This window comes from Xanthomonas euvesicatoria pv. euvesicatoria, assembly GCF_020880415.1.
Lineage (GTDB): Bacteria > Pseudomonadota > Gammaproteobacteria > Xanthomonadales > Xanthomonadaceae > Xanthomonas > Xanthomonas euvesicatoria.
The window spans coordinates 21055-37135 of the sequence record NZ_JAJIUJ010000103.1; the positions used below are offsets into that span (position 1 = coordinate 21055).

Genomic DNA, 16081 nt, shown 5'->3' on the forward strand with positions numbered 1-16081 from the left:
GGGCGATGGCCTGCACACCAAGATGAGTATTTGCCTGGCATGACCGACCGTCTTCGCTTTCCCGCCGAATGGGAACCCCAATCCGCCGTGTTGCTCGCGTGGCCGCATGCCGGCACCGATTGGGCCGAGCGCCTGGCCGACGTGGAAGAGACCTATATTGCGCTGGTCACGGCGATCTCCCGCTTCGAGCCGGTGGTCATCTGCGTGGCCGACGACGACCTGCAGATCTATGCCGAGGCGCGGCTGCGTTCGGCGCGGGTGGACATGACGCGCGTGCGCTTCGTGATCGCCGCGTACAACGACACCTGGCTGCGCGATTCGGGCCCGATCACGCTGCGCCAGGAAGCCGGCTTCCGGTTGATGGATTTCCGATTCACCGGCTGGGGCGGCAAGTTCGAAGCCAGCCTGGACGATCAGTTGGTGAGTTCGCTGGATGCCGCGCAAGTGTTCGTGCCGGCGCAGGTGGAGACCATCGACTTCGCGCTGGAAGGTGGCGCCATCGAGACCGATGGTGCCGGCACCCTGCTGACCACCTGGAAGTGCCTGCATGAGCGGCATCCGCAGCGCACGCGCGAATCGCTCAGCAGCGATCTGGCCACGTGGCTGGCGCAGGAGCGCGTGCTGTGGCTGGATCACGGCTACCTGGAAGGCGACGATACCGACGCGCATATCGACACGCTGGCGCGCTTTGCCGGCCCGGATGCGATCGTTTATCAGGGCTGCGACGTGCCCGGCGATTCGCATTACGTCGAACTGCAGGCGATGGGGGCCGAACTGGCCGCGCTGCGCAGGGCCGACGGGCAGCCGTATCGGCTGTTTGTGCTGCCGTGGGCACAGCCCATCCTCGACGAAGGCCGCCGGTTGGCTGCGTCGTATGCCAATTTCCTGATCGTCAACGGCGCAGTGCTGATGCCGGCCTATGGCGATGCGGCCGATGCAACCGCGCAGGCGGTGCTGGCGCAGGCATTCCCGCAGCACGAGATCGTGCCGGTGCCGTGCCGTGCGCTGATCTGGCAGAACGGCAGCCTGCATTGCCTGACCATGCAATTGCCGGCCGGCCTGCTCGCGGCCTAAGCGCAGTTGCGAACCTCGCCTGCGTCGCGGCCGCACAGACCGCACGCGGCTTCCTGTTCCGGCCGGCAGGCCGGTGTTACGCCATGGCGCGCTACCTTAGTGCGCCACTAACGTTGGATGCTGCCATGACCCGTCATCTCCTTCCCGTCGCGCTGATCCAGGAGCGCAACCACGGCGACGCCGAGGCCAACCTGGCCGTCATCGCATCGCGCGTGGCCGAAGCCGCCGCGCAGGGCGCCAAGCTGGTGCTGTTGCAGGAACTGCACAACGGTGCGTATTTTTGCCAGCACGAGTCGGTGGACGAGTTCAACCTGGCCGAGCCGATTCCCGGCCCCAGCACCGAGCGCTTGAGCGCGCTGGCCAAGCAGCACGGCGTGGTGCTGGTCGCCTCGCTGTTCGAGCGTCGCGCGGCCGGCCTGTATCACAACACCGCGGTGGTGTTCGAAAAGGACGGCCGGCTGCTCGGCAAGTACCGCAAGATGCACATCCCCGACGATCCGGGCTTCTACGAGAAGTTCTATTTCACTCCGGGCGATCTGGGCTTCACGCCGATCGATACCTCGGTGGGCCGCCTGGGCGTGCTGGTGTGCTGGGACCAGTGGTATCCGGAAGCGGCGCGCCTGATGGCGCTGGCCGGTGCGGAACTGCTGCTCTACCCCACGGCGATTGGCTGGGATCCGGACGACCAGCAGGCCGAGCAGGAGCGCCAGCGCGATGCCTGGATCCTCAGCCATCGCGGCCATGCGGTCGCCAACGGCGTGCCGGTGCTGTCGTGCAACCGGGTCGGCCATGAGCCCTCGCCGCTGGGCGCCTCGGGCATCCAGTTCTGGGGCAACAGCCATGTGCTGGGGCCGCAGGGCGAGTTCATTGCCGAAGCCGGCCAGGATCCGACCGTGCTGATCTGCGATGTCGACCTGCAACGCAGCGAACATGTGCGCCGCATCTGGCCGTTTTTGCGCGACCGTCGCATCGATGCGTACGGCGATCTGCTCAAGCGCTACATCGACTGACGCATGCCATTGGAGCTGCGTGCAGTCCGCGATGCGGACATCCCGGCGATCACTGCGATTTATGCGGAGCAGATCGCCGGGGTCAATACCTACGAATACAACGCGCCATCGCTCGATGAAATGCGCGCGCGGGTAAGCGCGATCGTGGATGCAGGCTACCCCTATCTGGTGGCAGAGCTCGATGGCGTGGTCGCGGGCTATGCCTATGCCAGCGCATTTCGCGCGCGCGCCGGATATCGCTGGACGGTGGAGAACTCGATCTACCTGGCCAGCGCGATGCAGGGCCGCGGCATCGGCAAAGCCCTGCTGGGCGAGCTGATCGCGGTGTGCGAGCAGCGCGGCTTCCGCCAGATGATCGCGGTGATTGGCGATGCCGGCAATCTGGCATCGCGACACTTGCATGAACGTTTTGGATTTCGCACGGTCGGAGTCTTCAACGGAATTGGCCGCAAACACGGTCGCTGGCTGGACGGCGTGCAGATGCAACGCGCGCTCAGCTCCGGCGACACCGCCCCTCCTTCTGATGAAAAGCCCCATGACTGAGCAGCCCCCCCACGTTCTGGACGATGCGCTGTCCGGCCAGCCGCATCGCATCGTCGAACGCGACGGCGTGCGCTATACCTTGCTCGGCACCGCGCACGTGTCGCTGGCGAGCGTTGCCGCCGTGCAACGGGCGATTGGCAGCGGGCGTTACGACGCGGTAGCGGTGGAACTGGACGCGCAGCGCCTGCAGGCGCTCAGCGATCCCGATGCCCTCGCCCGCCTGGATCTGGTGCAGGTGATCCGCAAGGGCCGTGTGGCCTTGTTCGCCGCGAATCTGGCGCTTGCCGCGTACCAACGCCGCCTGGCCAAACAACTGGGCATCGAACCGGGCGCGGAATTGAAGGAGGCGGTGAACCTGGCACGCGCGCAGGGCTTACCGGTGCATCTGATCGATCGCGAGGTTGGCCTAACCTTCAAACGTGCGTCCGGGCGGCTGGGGTTTTTCGGCAAGATGAAACTGGCCGGGGGATTGCTCGGCGGCCTGTTTGCTGCCGATGAGGTGGGCGAAGAAGAAATCGAAAAGCTCAAGCAAGGCGACATGCTCGAGGCAAGCTTCGGCGACTTCGCCAGCGAAAGTCCGGAGCTGTACGAGACGGTGATTGCCGAGCGCGACCAATACATGGCCACGCGTCTGCGCGAAGAAGTCGGCGCAGAGCAGCGCGAGATCTTGGCGGTGGTTGGCGCTGGACATCTGGCCGGACTTGCGCGCCATCTGGAACAGGACACCGCCGCGCCCGGCCCGCTGCGCGAATCGCTGGAATACGTGCAGCAGCGCAAGCGTATTCCGTGGATCACGCTGGGCATCCTGGCGGTCATCATCACCGGCATCGGCATCGGGTTCTGGCGTGGCGGCCTGAGCATGGGCGCGGACCTGTTGATGCAGTGGGCCATGTATACCGGCGGCATGGCCGCGCTCGGCTGCTTGCTGGCCGGTAGCCACCCGTTGAGCATTCTCACCGCCGCGGTCGTCGCGCCGTTCAAGCCATTTCGCCTGAGCGTGCCGACCGGTGCATTCGCCGCGTTGGTCGAAGTGCATATGCGAAAGCCGGCCTACGGCGACTTTCTGTCATTGCGCGACGACGCGCAGACGCTGCGCGGCTGGTACCGCAACCGCGTCTCGCGGGTGGTGCTGACATTTCTGCTGACCAATTTCGGCAGCATGGCCGGTGTGTGGCTGGCCGGGGTGCAAATCTTCAACCGTCTGCACGGGTGAGTACAGCGGCACTGAAGCCGCCAGCTCCAGACCGTTCGTCGGAGCGCACCCGGGCCAATAGGCCTTACGGTAAATCCCCGTCGCGCCCGGGTGCGCTCCTACGGCATACGGGGGGGGGGTGGTGGATGCTCCGGCGCTGGCTGCAGGCGTACCCGGAGCCATGTAGAAACGCCCTGGGCGCGATGAGGCCTTCCCGGTAAATTACTGTCGCGCGCGGGTGCGCTCCTACGGCATCCGGTTGCTTGCCGGATGCTCCGGCGCAAGCTGCAGGCGTACCCACACACCATAGTGATCCGATGCCCAGCGGCCTTCGGCATAAGGCGCCTCGAACAGGATGCGGGCTTCGCGGGCCAGCAGGCGGTTCTGCTGGAAAAACACATGGTCGATGCGTGCAGGCCTGTCGAAGATGTGCATGTTCAAGGTGCTGACCGTGGCGTCGCTATTGCGATGCACGCTGCCGTAGCTGTCGCCGTAGCCCTTGCGTAGCGCTTGCAGATCGAGCGTGTCGGCGGCGGTATTGAAATCGCCGGCGATCACCACCGGCGCCTGCGCGCTGTTGGAGGCGATGAAGTCCAGCAGATCGGCCACCTGGCGCGTGCGTATGCCGGCACCGCGTGCGTCGGCGCGTTCGTTGAGATGGGTGACATAGACGTTGACCGGCTGGCCATCGACATCCACCTGCAGATGCGCGGCGACACGGTAATCGTCCAGCGGCTGCAGCAGGCGCTGGTGGGTGGCCAGCACTTTGCGGCGACTCAGCAACGCATTGCCGTAGCGTTTGGGTGCACCGACCGGATCGACCGAGGCGAAGGTGTAGTCGTAACCGAGCTTGCGCGCGAGCCAGGCGGCCTGGTTTTCCACGCTGCCGCGGCGCTCGATCACTTCCTGCAACGCAATCACGTCCGGCGCCAGTCGCTTGAGTTCCCTGGCGATATAAGCGCGTCGTGCCGGCCAGTCTTCGCGATCGTGGTGCAGGTTGAGCGTGACCAGGGTCATTTCGCGCGACGCTGTGGCGGATGACTGCACGGCGTTCGCTACTTGCTCACGATTGCCGCGCTGCACGGAGGGAACGCCCTGCCCGGCCTGCACGCCAGTGGAGAACAGCAGCAGTGCAACCAACATGAGCAGCCCTTCGGAACCTCGCCGTGCTGGCGCTGCCCGGGACGGCCGCCACGCCTGCCTCATTGCGTGGCGCGCTCGGCCCGCCGCACCGCGCTGGGCACATCGATTTGCACGTTGGCCGGCAGTTGCTGGATGCGCAGCTCGCCGTTTTGCCATTCAGCCGATTCGCCGTTGATCGTGGCCTTGCCCGGGGTGCCCTGATACGGCCACGGCAGCACCACACCGCCCGGCGGCAGGATCAGCCCGGGCTGCAGCTGCAGCACCAATTGCTTGTCGGTGCGTTGCAAAGTGTAGTTGAGGCGCCCGTACGGTGTACGCAGTTCGGCGATACCGATTCCCTTGCCTTCGAACCAGCGCGTCGGCGTGCCGGCCGCGATGACCAGGCTGGCATCGGATTCGCGGCCGTAGGCGAACATGTCCAGCACCGAGCGTACGAAGTCCGAGGCGACCCAGGCATGCGGCAGGTCGCCGACGAAGAACGGCGTGCGTGGCGTGCGCGAGACCACTTCGGCCCACTGGTTCCAGGGTTGTGGAGCGCGGTCCTTGAAGAAGAACGCGGTCGCGTCCCAGGCGCGGTCGCGCCAGCCCAGGCGCACGAATGCGGCCACGTTGCGCCACTCGTAGGGCGTGTAGTCCTTCCATTCGCGCTTGCCGTCGCGACGGTCGGAGAATTCCTTCCAGTAACGCTCGAAGGTCTTGGTCAGCAGATCCTGCGGTAGGCGTTGCTGCTCGCCGCCTGGCGTCAACGCAATGGTGGTCGAGGTCGCATCGAAGTCGCCCAGCTCCGCCGAGCCCGGCAGGAAATCCAGGTTGTGCTGACGCACGGCCGCGCCCAGCGATGCCACCAGATCGCCACTGAATTCATCGCGTGCGGCGCTGAAGCGTGCCGCTTCCTCTGGCTTGTCCAGCGCCCCGGCCAGCATCGCCGCGTCCTTGTAACCGCGCAGTGCCCAGAAATTATCCCAGTACGAATGCACCGGCTTGGCCGAATAGCCTTCGTGGCTGATCGACACCGGCATCATTCCGTAGAAAGCCGGGTTGCGCATGAAGTTTTCTTCGGTACGCTCGCTGGCGCGCAGCCTTTCCATGTAGTCGTAGGCGCCGGTGACATGCGGCCACATCTTTTCCAGGAAGGCCTTGTCGCCGGTATAGCGGTAGTACTCGGCGATGTTGTAGATCAGCTCGCCGTGGCTGTCGTTCTCCGGCACCGGGTCGCTGCCGCGGTCGTCCACGCAGCACGGCACCATGCCATCGGCAAACTGGTATGGCGCGAACCAATCCACGTAGTCGCGCACCACGTCTTCGCGACCCAGCCGCAACAGTCCTTCGGAAATCATTGCGCCGTCACGGATCCAGCTGCGCGAATACGAGCGTGTGCCCGGCTGCAGGCGTGGACCGATGCGTGAGATCAGCATATGCGCCAGCGCGGTGCGCAAGGTATCGACCACCGGCTTGCCTTCGGCCGGCACGCTGATGCGCACCCGATCGAGCTTGCTGCGCCATTGCTGCGCCACCTGCTGCTGCGCCTTGTCGGCATCGAAGCCAGCCGGCAGCTGCGCGGCACCGGTTTGCGGAATGACCAAGGCCACTTCGCGGCGTTGGCCGGGCTCCAGCTTCCAGCGATACAGCAGTACACCTGATGCCAGGCCAGTTTCGTCCTTGACCTGGGTCACTGTCGGCGGCGTGGCCGCGGTGAGATGGCTGACGTCCATGCCGCTGTCGAAGGCGCTTGCAAAGCCGGCATCCGGCCGCTGTGCAGCGAACACCCGCGGCTTGCCGTTGACGCTGACCTGGCCACCATCCACTGCGAGTTGGTCGATGCGGCTGACGCCACCCAAGGTGTTGAGAAACTGCGCCGGCGGGTTGACCTGGAATGGCCGGACTGCCAGCGCAAGGGTGAACTCGCGCGCATCCTTGCCGGTGTTGTGCAGTTGGTAACGCGCGACCAGTTGCGCCTGATCGGGGGTGCCCTGCACGAAGGCGGTGACGCGCAGATTCATCAGGTCGTGGTGCCAATCCACGCTGGGAATCGGCAGGTAATCGTCCTGCAGGCTTTGCTCGCTGCTGACATCGGACCAGTGCAGCACCTTGCCGCCGGTAACCACGAACGGCTCGATGCTGAAACCGCCCTTGCCCACTTCCACCGCACCGTCCTCGCCGATCAGGCCCTGTTCGGTGCCGCCATCCAGGCCCAGGATGGTCCAGTACGGCTGCTCGCCGGAGAAGCCGCGCGGATAACTGCCACGCGGCAGTTGCGCGGCCAGCGACTTGATGAAGTCGTTGGGCGTTGCGGCGAATGCCAGCGGCTGCAGCTGCACTTCCTTGATGCCGTAGCGCCAGTTGGGGCCGTCCTTGAGATCGAAACGCAGGTAGCGCGCTTCGGTATCGGGAAGCGCCAACCAATCGGTGCCGCCCGCGCCGGCAGTGACCGTGCGCAGGTCGCGCCAGCTCCGTCCGTCGCTGGAGGAGCGCACCACGTATTGCGAGGCCTGCAGACCCGGCACCCACTGCACCACGGCGCCGCCGAATTCGCGCACCCTGCCCAGATCCAGCGTGACCGTCTGTTGCTTGACCGCGCCGCTGAGCCAGAACGTGTCCGGCTTGCCATCGGCCAGGCGCTGTTCCAACGCAGGCGCGGTGTCGGTGATGGCCTTGGCCTGCAACGGCGAGGTGTCTTCGGGCGGCAGCGGCGTGAGCGTGAGCCGGTCGAAGCACACCGTGCCCTTGCCGCCGACCTTGTTGTAGATGGTGAACTCCACATCGGCGCTGCTGCGCAGTTGCTTGTCCTGACCTGGGCCCCAGGCCTTCTCGATGTTGCGCTTGCGGTAGTTGAACGTTGTCCAGTTCTTCGGGAAGTTGAAGCCCGGCCGGTTGACCCACCAGACATTGTCGCCGCTTGCGTCGATCAGCTTGAGCTGCAGGTCGTTGGATGGCGATTCGCCGCGCACCGCGAACGACATCCGGTAATTGTCCGGATAGGTGATCGGCAAATTGCGACGGATGCCGACATAGCCGGACACGCCGTTGAAGTTGTAGTCCAGGCACAGCGCATGCCCGCCCGAGGGCGTGGCCACCGGGCGCAGCGAACCGCTGACCTGGTTGGACACCACCAGGCGCCAGGCACCGATGTCGTTGAAGCCGTCGAGCACGCGCTCCTGCGCCTGCGCCGCGCCCGCAGACGTGACGAAAGCGGCCATGGCACACAGTCGCAGGAACACTGGTTTCACCCCTTCACACTCCCCAGCAGAAGACCTTGGATGTAGTAACGCTGCAGCGCCAGGAACAATAGCAGCACCGGAATCACCGTCACCACTGCGCCAGCCATCATCAATTCCACATCCATGATGTGCTCGCGCGACAGCGCCGCCAGCGCCACCGGCAAGGTGTACTGCTCCTGGTCGGTCAGCACGATCAACGGCCACATGAAGTCGTTCCACGAACCCATGAAGGTGAAGATGGTCAAGGTGACCAGCACCGGCTTGAGCATCGGCAACACGATCTGGAAGAAGATGCGCATCTCGCTGGCACCGTCGATGCGCGCGGCCTCGATCAATTCATCCGGAATGCTGCGCGCGTACTGACGCACCAGGAAGATGCCGAACACCGTGGCCAGCGCCGGCACCACCACCCCGCCGATGTTGTTGACCAGGTGCAACTGCTTCATCAGCAGGAACAGCGGCAGCATCGCCACCTGCGCCGGGATCACCAGCGCGGCCATCAGGATCTTGAAGATGCGCTCGCGGCCGACGAACTGCAGCTTGGCGAACGCATAACCGGCCATGGTGTTGACCAGTAGCGAGCCGAGCGTGATCAGCCCGGACACCAGCAAGCTGTTGGCGAAGTTGCGCGCCATGCCGGTGCGCGCGAACAGCTCGTGGTAGTTGGCGGTGGTGAACGCCGACGGCAGCATCGGTGGCGGAAACCGGCTGGCCTCGCCGGTGGGCATGAACGACACCGACAGCATCCATAGCAGCGGTGCCAGGCTGATCACCGCCAGCGCCAGCAGGCCGCCGTTGATCAGCACGGCATTCCAGCGCGACTCGCCGACATCACGACTCATATCAGGTCCTTCTTGCGGCCAAAGCGCAGCATCACGGTGGTCACCGCCAGAATGATGAGGAACAACAGGAACGCCACCGCCGACGCGCGGCCGAGGTTCCACCACTTGAAGCCTTCTTCGAACATGAAATACAGCACACTGACGGTGCTTTGCAGCGGGTCGCCGCGGGTCATCACGTAGGGTTCGGCGAACAGCTGGAAGTAGCCGGAAATGGTGATCACGCCCACGACCATCAGCACCGGGCCGAGCATCGGCAAGGTGATGTGCAGGAACTGCTTCCAGCGCGACGCGCCATCGATGCGCGCGGCCTCGTACAAGTCCTGCGGGATCGCCTGCAGCCCGGCCAGGAAGATCACCATGTTGTAGCCGAAGTTCTTCCACACCGCGAACAGCATGATGGTGGGCATCGCCCAGCGCGGGTCGCCCAGCCAGTCGATCGGGGCGATGCCCAGATGGCTCAGGCCGAAGTTCACCAGGCCGTACTTGATATGGAACAGGTAGCGCCAGATTACCGCCACCGCTACCAGCGTGGTCACCACTGGCGCGAACAAGGCGGTGCGGAACAGCGCCTTGAAGCGCGAGGCCTTGGCGTTGAGCAGCAGGGCCGCGCCCAGCGACACACCGATCGACATCGGCACGCCCAGCAGCACGAAGTAGGTGGTGTTCCACAACGACTTCCAGAACAGCGGCGTCTGCAGCAGGTCGATGTAGTTGCCCAGGCCGACGAAGCGCAGATGGCTGCTGTCGGCCAGTGCGTACAGGTCGAAGTCGGTCACACTGAGCACCAGCGCGGCGAACACCGGCACGCCGAAGAACATGCCCAGCACCATGATCGACGGCGCGGCAAAGACCCAGCCGGCGACGGAATTACGCTTCATCATCGTGCGGCTCCCTGATCCGCTGCGGCAGCTGGCGCGGTGGTGCCTGCTGCCGCTGGCTTCACTGCCGGCGGAGCGGTGTCACCGGCCGGGCCGACATGCCCGCCCTCCTGCTCGAAGATCCAGCGGCGCTTGGCCAAGATTTCGTCCACGCGTTGATCCAGTTCCTGCACGGCGGCTTCGTGCGATTGCCCGCCGCGCACCACGCGCTCGGTGACCAGACGCATTTCCTGCACGATGCGCTCCCACTCCAGCACCTTGGGCGTGGCCTTGACCCGCTCCAGCTGGTCGCCGAAGGCATGCGCCAGTTCGTCGTTGGCCAGCGAAGGCAGCTTCCAGGTACTTCGACGCGGCGGCAGGTCGCCGATGATGGCGTGGAAACGCGCCTGCACCTGCGGCTGCGACAGATATTCGATCAGCTTCCAACTGGCGTCCTTGTGTTGCGAGGACTTGAAGATCACCAGGCTGGAACCGCCGGCGATGCCGGCACCCAAGCCGTTGGGCCCCGGCAACGGCGCGGTGCCCCACTTGCCTTCCATGCCCGGCGGCTGGCGCAGCTTGAACTCGCGCACGTTCCACGGCCCGGACAGATAGAAGGCGTAATAGCCGTTGAAGAATTCGTACCAGACATTGGAGACCTGGGTCTCTGAGACCTTGGGCGCCCAGCCCTGCTGATACATGTTGTCGTAGAAACCCAGCGCCTTGCGGAAACCGGCGCCACGGAAGTTGCCGTAGTTGTCGTGGTCGCGCAGCAGGCGGTCGTCCTGCTGCAGCGCGAACGACAATTGCTGCTCGAATTCGTTGAGCGGCATCAGGATGGCATAGCGGTCGGGGCCGACCTTGCGCTTGATCGCGGCCATCACCTGTTCCATCTCGGCCCAGGTCTTGGGCATTTCGCTATAGCCGGCCTCGCGCAGCAGGTCCTTGCGGTAGAACAGCAGCCGCGTGTCCACATACCACGGCACGCCGTACAGCGTGCCATCGACCAGATTGGTGTCCCACACGCCAGGGAAATAGTCGGCCGGGTCGACAACGCTGGAGCGCGCCACGTACGGCTGCATCGGCTCCAACGTGTCCAGCAGCGCGAACTCCGGCAGCCAGGTGTTGCCGAGCTGGCACACATCCGGCAGGCCATCGGCGGCAAAGGCGGTCAGCAGTTTTTCGTGTGCCGCCGTCATCGGGATGTTCTGCACATCCACGTGGATGGTGGGGTTCTGCTTTTCGAAATCGGCCACCAGCTCGGCGACCACTTCGGCCTCCTTGCCCATCGCCCAGAAGCGCACCGTGGTCTTGCCCGGATCGGAGCGTTCGCATCCCGTCGCACCTGCACACAGGGCGACGGCCAACATCAACAGTTTCAAAAGGCGCACGGATTACTCGGGTTTCTGGCGTTGCGAGGGGTCTTGCTGGGCCTGGGCGGCGGCGGCACGCGATTCGGCCATGCCCAGCGCGCGCGCGGCGGCCTTCTGCTCGTCCTTCTGCGGCGCCGGCTGCGGCTCGCCCTCCGGAGTGAGCCAGCCGCCGGTGAAGCCGGCGCGTTCCAGACCGGCACGGATGTAGGGGTTCTTCTTCATCACGTTCCAGACGAATTCGTTCTGGTAGTTGGCGATCATCGTCAGGATCGGGCCCTGGTCGATGGCGATGTAGTCGCTGGCCACCCAGCCACGGTCCGGCACCATGCGCCCGGTCTTGATCGGGATGTCGTAGTTGAAACTGGGGTTGAACGAATCCAGGAACCCGTAGCTCGAATACAGGAAGTCGCCATAGCGCTTGTGCATCTCTTGGGTGGCAGGAATCACCACTTCCGGGGCGAACACGATCGAGGAGATCGCCGCAGTCGGGGCGATGGTGCCGTCGTCGAAATTCTCGCGCAGACCGGCGCCGCGCGAAGAGTAATGGCGGAACTGGCGCTGCTCGCCGCGGTATTCCTGGCTGGTGTTCTGCGGGCCGTCGCTGGCGGTCAAGCCCCAGACGTTTTCGCCGTAGTCCTTCCACTTCATCGGGTTGTCGATGGCGTAGTCGCGCTGCGCCAACGTGGCGCGGCGGCTGTTGAGGAAGTAGTCGATGCCGCGTTCGCGCATGTACTGGTCCTGGATATCGCGGAAGTCGATCCAGACATGGCTGTATTGGTGGCCGAACAGCGGGCCGAACGACAGGTATTCCTGGCCCTGATACACGCCCCAGTCGTTGTTGTAGGTGCGGGTCCAGCTGGTCCAGGCGTCCGGGTCGACGCCATGCGTTGGCGAGCCCAGCGCGAGGATGTATAGCATCATCGCCTCGTTGTAGCCCATCCAGTCGTGGTTGATGAAGCCGCTCTCGGGGAACCAGCCCATCGAGATCAGCGGCGCGCGCTGTTGCAACCAGCGCCAGTCCACGCGCTTGTACAGCGTGTCGGCGATCTGGCGGATCTCCTTTTCGCGCGGGTCGTCGCCGTCGTAGTACGACTGGGTGAACAACACGCCCATCATCAGCAGTGCGGTGTCCACGCTCGACAGTTCAACCCAGCTGTCGTAGCGGTTGCCCTGCTGCATGTCCAGAAAATGGTAGTAGAAGCCCTTGTAGCCGGCCCGGCCGGTCTTCTGCGGACCCATCGGTGCGTCGCGGAAGAATTTCAGCGTGGTCAGGGTGCGGTCGATCGCCTGATTGCGACTGACCCACCCGTTCTCGATGCCGATCGGATAGGCGGTCAACGCGAATCCGACCGACGCAATGCTGGCAAACGGGCGCGACGGAAACCGATCCGGCGACAGGCCGTTGACCTCGTTGGTGGTGTCCCAAAAGAACTGGAATGTGCGGCGTTCGATGTCCGAAAACAGCGGCGGCAGCGGCGGCTTGACCGGTTTGGGCGGCAGTTGCGCCTCAACCAGGATGACTTTGACCGGTGCCTTCTTTTCGGCCACCTTGGGTTCCTCGGCTTGCTTGCACGACGCCAAGACCAGCGCGCCCAGCAAGAGTGGAATCGTCAACCATCGCGACGTGTTGCCCCTGTCCATCCGCCCCCCACGTGTGTAATCGATTACATCTGACACGCCAACCTACCCTATCCAGGCGCCGAGTTCGACCGCCCTGGCGTTGCGGCCAGGGCGGTCGAGCACCTCACCAGTTCAGGCCGAAGGCCAGACGGAAGGTACGCATCGGCGACGCCAGCACACCGGTCGGTGTGCCGTAAGCCGTGTTCAAGTCCTGCAATGTTCCGGTATCGCCGTTGAAGGTGGCGTAATTAACCCAGTTGAACACGTTGAGGATATCCGCACGCACATTGAATTTGACACCACCGCCGGTGTCCCACTCTTTATTGGCGGCAATGCTGAATTCCTTGTAGCCCAGCGTGCCATCCGGCTTGAACTGGATGATCTCGCACTGGTCGTTGCCGGCCAGGCAATTCTGTCCATAGCGCGCGGTCTGGCTGGCCAGCGACAGCTTGCCGGACAGCTTGATCTCATACGGCAGCTCGTAGATGCCGGTGACCACCAGGCGGTTCTTCGGGATGCCGCCGGCCTCGCGCCAGCCATAGTCCTGGATGCGTTCGCGGTCCAGCGCATAGTGCTCGCCGAACTGCCGGTTCTCCTTCGCATCGGAATAGGTGTAGGCCACGGTCAAGCCCCAGCCGGACTCTTCGTCGAAGGGCTTTTCCACCTGCAAGGCCAGCTGGTTGTTGCGGGTTTCCACGCCATTGGTGCCCAGCACGATGGCGCTATAGCCATTCGGGCCGTCGGTCGGCACGCCGGAGGTGGTGCCCGGCTGGAAGAACGAACCGTCCGGCAGGCGGTTGCCGCGCACGAAGGCGAAACCGTCATGGCTTTCGATGCGGCTCAGGGTGACATCGGTGAACCAGTCCTGGCCCCACAACGGCACCATGTTGCGCATGCCGATGCTGAATTGATCGGAGTACGGGGTCTTGAGGTTGTTGTCGATCAGGTAGACCTCACGTCCGCCACCGCCGGTGCTGTTGGCCGTGAGTGTGTTCAAGCCATCCTGACTGTTGTACGCCGGATTCCAGGCCGTGCACGGGTCGCCCAGGCAAGCGGGGTTGTTGGCGCTGGTGAAGTAGTAGCTATACGACTTGAAAGAGTTGTTGAGCTGCTCCAGTGCCAGGTAATCGAAGATGTTGCGGTCATAGGCACGACCGGCGCCGCCATAGATCACGTGGGCCTGATCGCCGAACAGGTCGTAGGAGGCGCCCAGACGCGGCTGCCAGGCATTCTTGAACGCCTTGCGGTTGTTGCCGGTGCTGATGAAGTCGTTGATGTTGTAGTTGGCGTTGCGCAGGTTAGGCCAGTTCTGCAGCGCGCTGGCGACATCCGAGGGGGTCACGAAATCCAGGAATGCCGGGGTTTGCTCGTAGTCGTAGCGCACGCCCAGGTTCAAGGTCCAGTGCTCGTTGACCTCCCAGTCGTCCTGCAGGTAGATGCCGTACTGCTTGTTCTTGGACACCACCGAACCGCCACCTTCCACCAGCGGCGCACCGAAGCGCACGCGGTACGGCGTTTGCACGTCGGTGAGGATGTTGTAGTAGTACTGCGGGTTGGCCGGGTTGAACTGGGTCGAATCCAGGTCGATGCTCTTGAACTTCACGCCCATCTTGACGGTGTGCGCACCGTGCCATTCCAGGCTGTTCAAGGTCAGGTCGTCCTGGAAGGTCCAGCCCTTCTGCCCCTTGCGCTGGAAGCTGCTGCCGGCGCCTGCCGCCAGGATGTCGGTCTCGTTGCCGCGCACCGGTGCGTAGCTGAGGATGTAGCCGTTGCCGTTGTTGATCGGCGCCTGGTTCCAGAACGCGCTTTCGTAGCTCAGGTTGGCCTCGTTGAGGAAGTTGGCCCCGCTGTACTGCCAGCGCAGGTTGGCGCGCTTTTCTTCCTGGCCGTTGATGCTGCCGTGCTCGTAGGTCGAGGTGCGGCCGACGTCGTTGAGCTCGTCTTCCTTGCGGTACTTGCCGGTCAGCTCGAACAGGTTGTTCTCGCCGATGGTCCAGTCGATCTTGCCGAAGTACAGGTCTTCCTTGAACGGCGTACTCGAGGTCACCACCAGCGGCTGCAGCTGGGCCGGCAACTGGTCGACGCGGTCCGAATAGATCGAGCCGGGAATCACCACGTTCGGGGTGGTGTATTCCTTGGCTTCATAGGCGATGAAGAAATGCGCCTTGTCCTTGAGGATCGGGCCGCTGAAGGTGGCGCCGTACTGGGTTTCTTCGAAGTCGTCGCGCACGCCGGCCTTCTTCTCCAGCGGGCTTTCCTCGCGCCAGCTGTCGTTGCTGGTGTCCCAGAAGAAGCTGCCGTGGAAGTCGTTGGTGCCGGACTTGGACGAGGCCACGATGGCCGCGCCGCTGACCTGGTCGAACTCGGCCTTGTAATTGGAGGTGATGACCTTGTATTCGCCGATCGCCGACTGCGGGAACGGGTTGCCGCGGCTGGAATCCTGGCCGCTCACGCCGCCGGTGAGCACGTAGTTCTTCTGGCTCACACCGTCGATGTAGACATTGGTGCCTTCGGCCGAGGTGGCGCCGGTGCGCACCTTGGTGGTGCCGTTGGCATCGCGGGTGAACTGCACGTTGGGCACGGTGTCGGCTAGCTCCAGGAAGTTGCGCGTGGCGCGCGGCAGGTTCTGGATCTGCACGTTGGAAATGTAGGTGGCGTTCTCGGAGGTGCGCGTTTCCACCAGCACCGGCGGCGCCTTCACCTGCACCGCATCCAGCGTGGTGGCGTTACCACCGGCGGCCGTGGCCGGTTCGCCGCCGACGCCCAGGTTCAAGGTCGCGGTCTGGCCGACCTGCACGGTGACGTTCTGCGAACTGGTCTGGCCATTGGCGGTGACATCGATGCGGTACGAACCCGGCGGCAGGCCGCCCACCGAATAGCCGCCATTGCTGACCTGCACGGTGCGGGTCAGGCCGGTGGCCAGATTGGTGGCGGTGACCTGCGCCTGGGCGGCAGGTGCGGCATCGACGGTGACCTGCCCGCGGATGGTCGCAGCGGTGCTCTGTGCGAAGGCCGGAGCGGCGCCGAGCAGCAGGCAGCTGGCAAGCGCGCAGCTGAGCAGCTTGCGCGCCGGACGGGCGGAATGGGGGTGGTGGTGGCGCATGGTCGTCCCTCCAGGGATCGGTACAGATTGTTGTTGTGGCAGTGCAGTGGTGCAGGAACAGCCGCTGCGGGGACAGCGGGAGCGGACAGGACGTCCGCGAAAAGGT

Annotated in this window: 11 protein-coding genes; 4 read left to right on the plus strand and 7 right to left on the minus strand. The window is 64.4% G+C overall.

All coding sequences use genetic code 11. The features are described from left to right. Positions 1-39: 39 nt before the first annotated feature. From LN450_RS16560 to LN450_RS16575, 4 genes are all read left to right on the plus strand, one after another. Positions 40-1074 carry an agmatine deiminase family protein gene (locus LN450_RS16560; RefSeq protein ID WP_011347667.1) on the plus strand — a complete coding sequence of 345 codons (1035 nt, stop codon included), beginning with the start codon at positions 40-42 and terminating at the stop codon, positions 1072-1074. A 125-nt stretch (positions 1075-1199) separates the two neighbouring features. Then, positions 1200-2084 carry a carbon-nitrogen hydrolase gene (locus LN450_RS16565; protein WP_011347668.1) on the plus strand — a complete coding sequence of 295 codons (885 nt, stop codon included), beginning with the start codon at positions 1200-1202 and terminating at the stop codon, positions 2082-2084. A 3-nt stretch (positions 2085-2087) separates the two neighbouring features. After that, a complete protein-coding gene (locus LN450_RS16570) occupies positions 2088-2627 on the plus strand; it encodes a GNAT family N-acetyltransferase (RefSeq protein ID WP_011347669.1) in 540 nt (179 codons plus the stop codon). Further along, positions 2608-3840: a TraB/GumN family protein gene (locus LN450_RS16575; RefSeq protein ID WP_046931923.1), complete on the plus strand. Its 1233-nt coding sequence runs from the start codon at positions 2608-2610 to the stop codon at positions 3838-3840. The genes LN450_RS16570 and LN450_RS16575 overlap by 20 nt, the downstream gene beginning before the upstream one ends. Positions 3841-4065: 225 nt before the next feature. Here LN450_RS16575 and LN450_RS16580 read toward each other — a convergent pair whose 3' ends face one another. The 7 genes from LN450_RS16580 to LN450_RS16610 all read right to left on the minus strand — a co-directional run bounded on the left by LN450_RS16580 (position 4066) and on the right by LN450_RS16610 (position 15975). Continuing rightward, positions 4066-4959 carry an endonuclease/exonuclease/phosphatase family protein gene (locus tag LN450_RS16580; protein ID WP_033478931.1) on the minus strand — a complete coding sequence of 298 codons (894 nt, stop codon included), beginning with the start codon at positions 4957-4959 and terminating at the stop codon, positions 4066-4068. Between the two features lie 62 nt (positions 4960-5021). Next, complete coding sequence (locus tag LN450_RS16585) at positions 5022-8159, minus strand: discoidin domain-containing protein (protein ID WP_039418160.1); 3138 nt, start codon at positions 8157-8159, stop codon at positions 5022-5024. Positions 8160-8185: 26 nt separating this feature from the next. Then, positions 8186-9022, minus strand: a complete 837-nt coding sequence (locus LN450_RS16590) for a carbohydrate ABC transporter permease (protein WP_011347671.1) — start codon at positions 9020-9022, stop codon at positions 8186-8188. Next, positions 9019-9903, minus strand: a complete 885-nt coding sequence (locus LN450_RS16595; protein WP_011347672.1) for a carbohydrate ABC transporter permease — start codon at positions 9901-9903, stop codon at positions 9019-9021. Before LN450_RS16595 ends, LN450_RS16590 begins: the two co-directional genes overlap by 4 nt. Further along, the gene (locus tag LN450_RS16600) at positions 9900-11270 is read right to left on the minus strand and encodes a sugar ABC transporter substrate-binding protein (protein ID WP_011347673.1); all 1371 of its coding nucleotides are present in this window, start codon (positions 11268-11270) and stop codon (positions 9900-9902) included. The genes LN450_RS16595 and LN450_RS16600 overlap by 4 nt, the downstream gene beginning before the upstream one ends. Positions 11271-11273: 3 nt before the next feature. Continuing rightward, positions 11274-12893, minus strand: a complete 1620-nt coding sequence (locus tag LN450_RS16605) for a glucoamylase family protein (RefSeq protein WP_011347674.1) — start codon at positions 12891-12893, stop codon at positions 11274-11276. A gap of 103 nt (positions 12894-12996) precedes the next feature. After that, positions 12997-15975 carry a TonB-dependent receptor gene (locus tag LN450_RS16610; protein WP_011347675.1) on the minus strand — a complete coding sequence of 993 codons (2979 nt, stop codon included), beginning with the start codon at positions 15973-15975 and terminating at the stop codon, positions 12997-12999. Between the last annotated feature and the right edge of the window lie 106 nt (positions 15976-16081).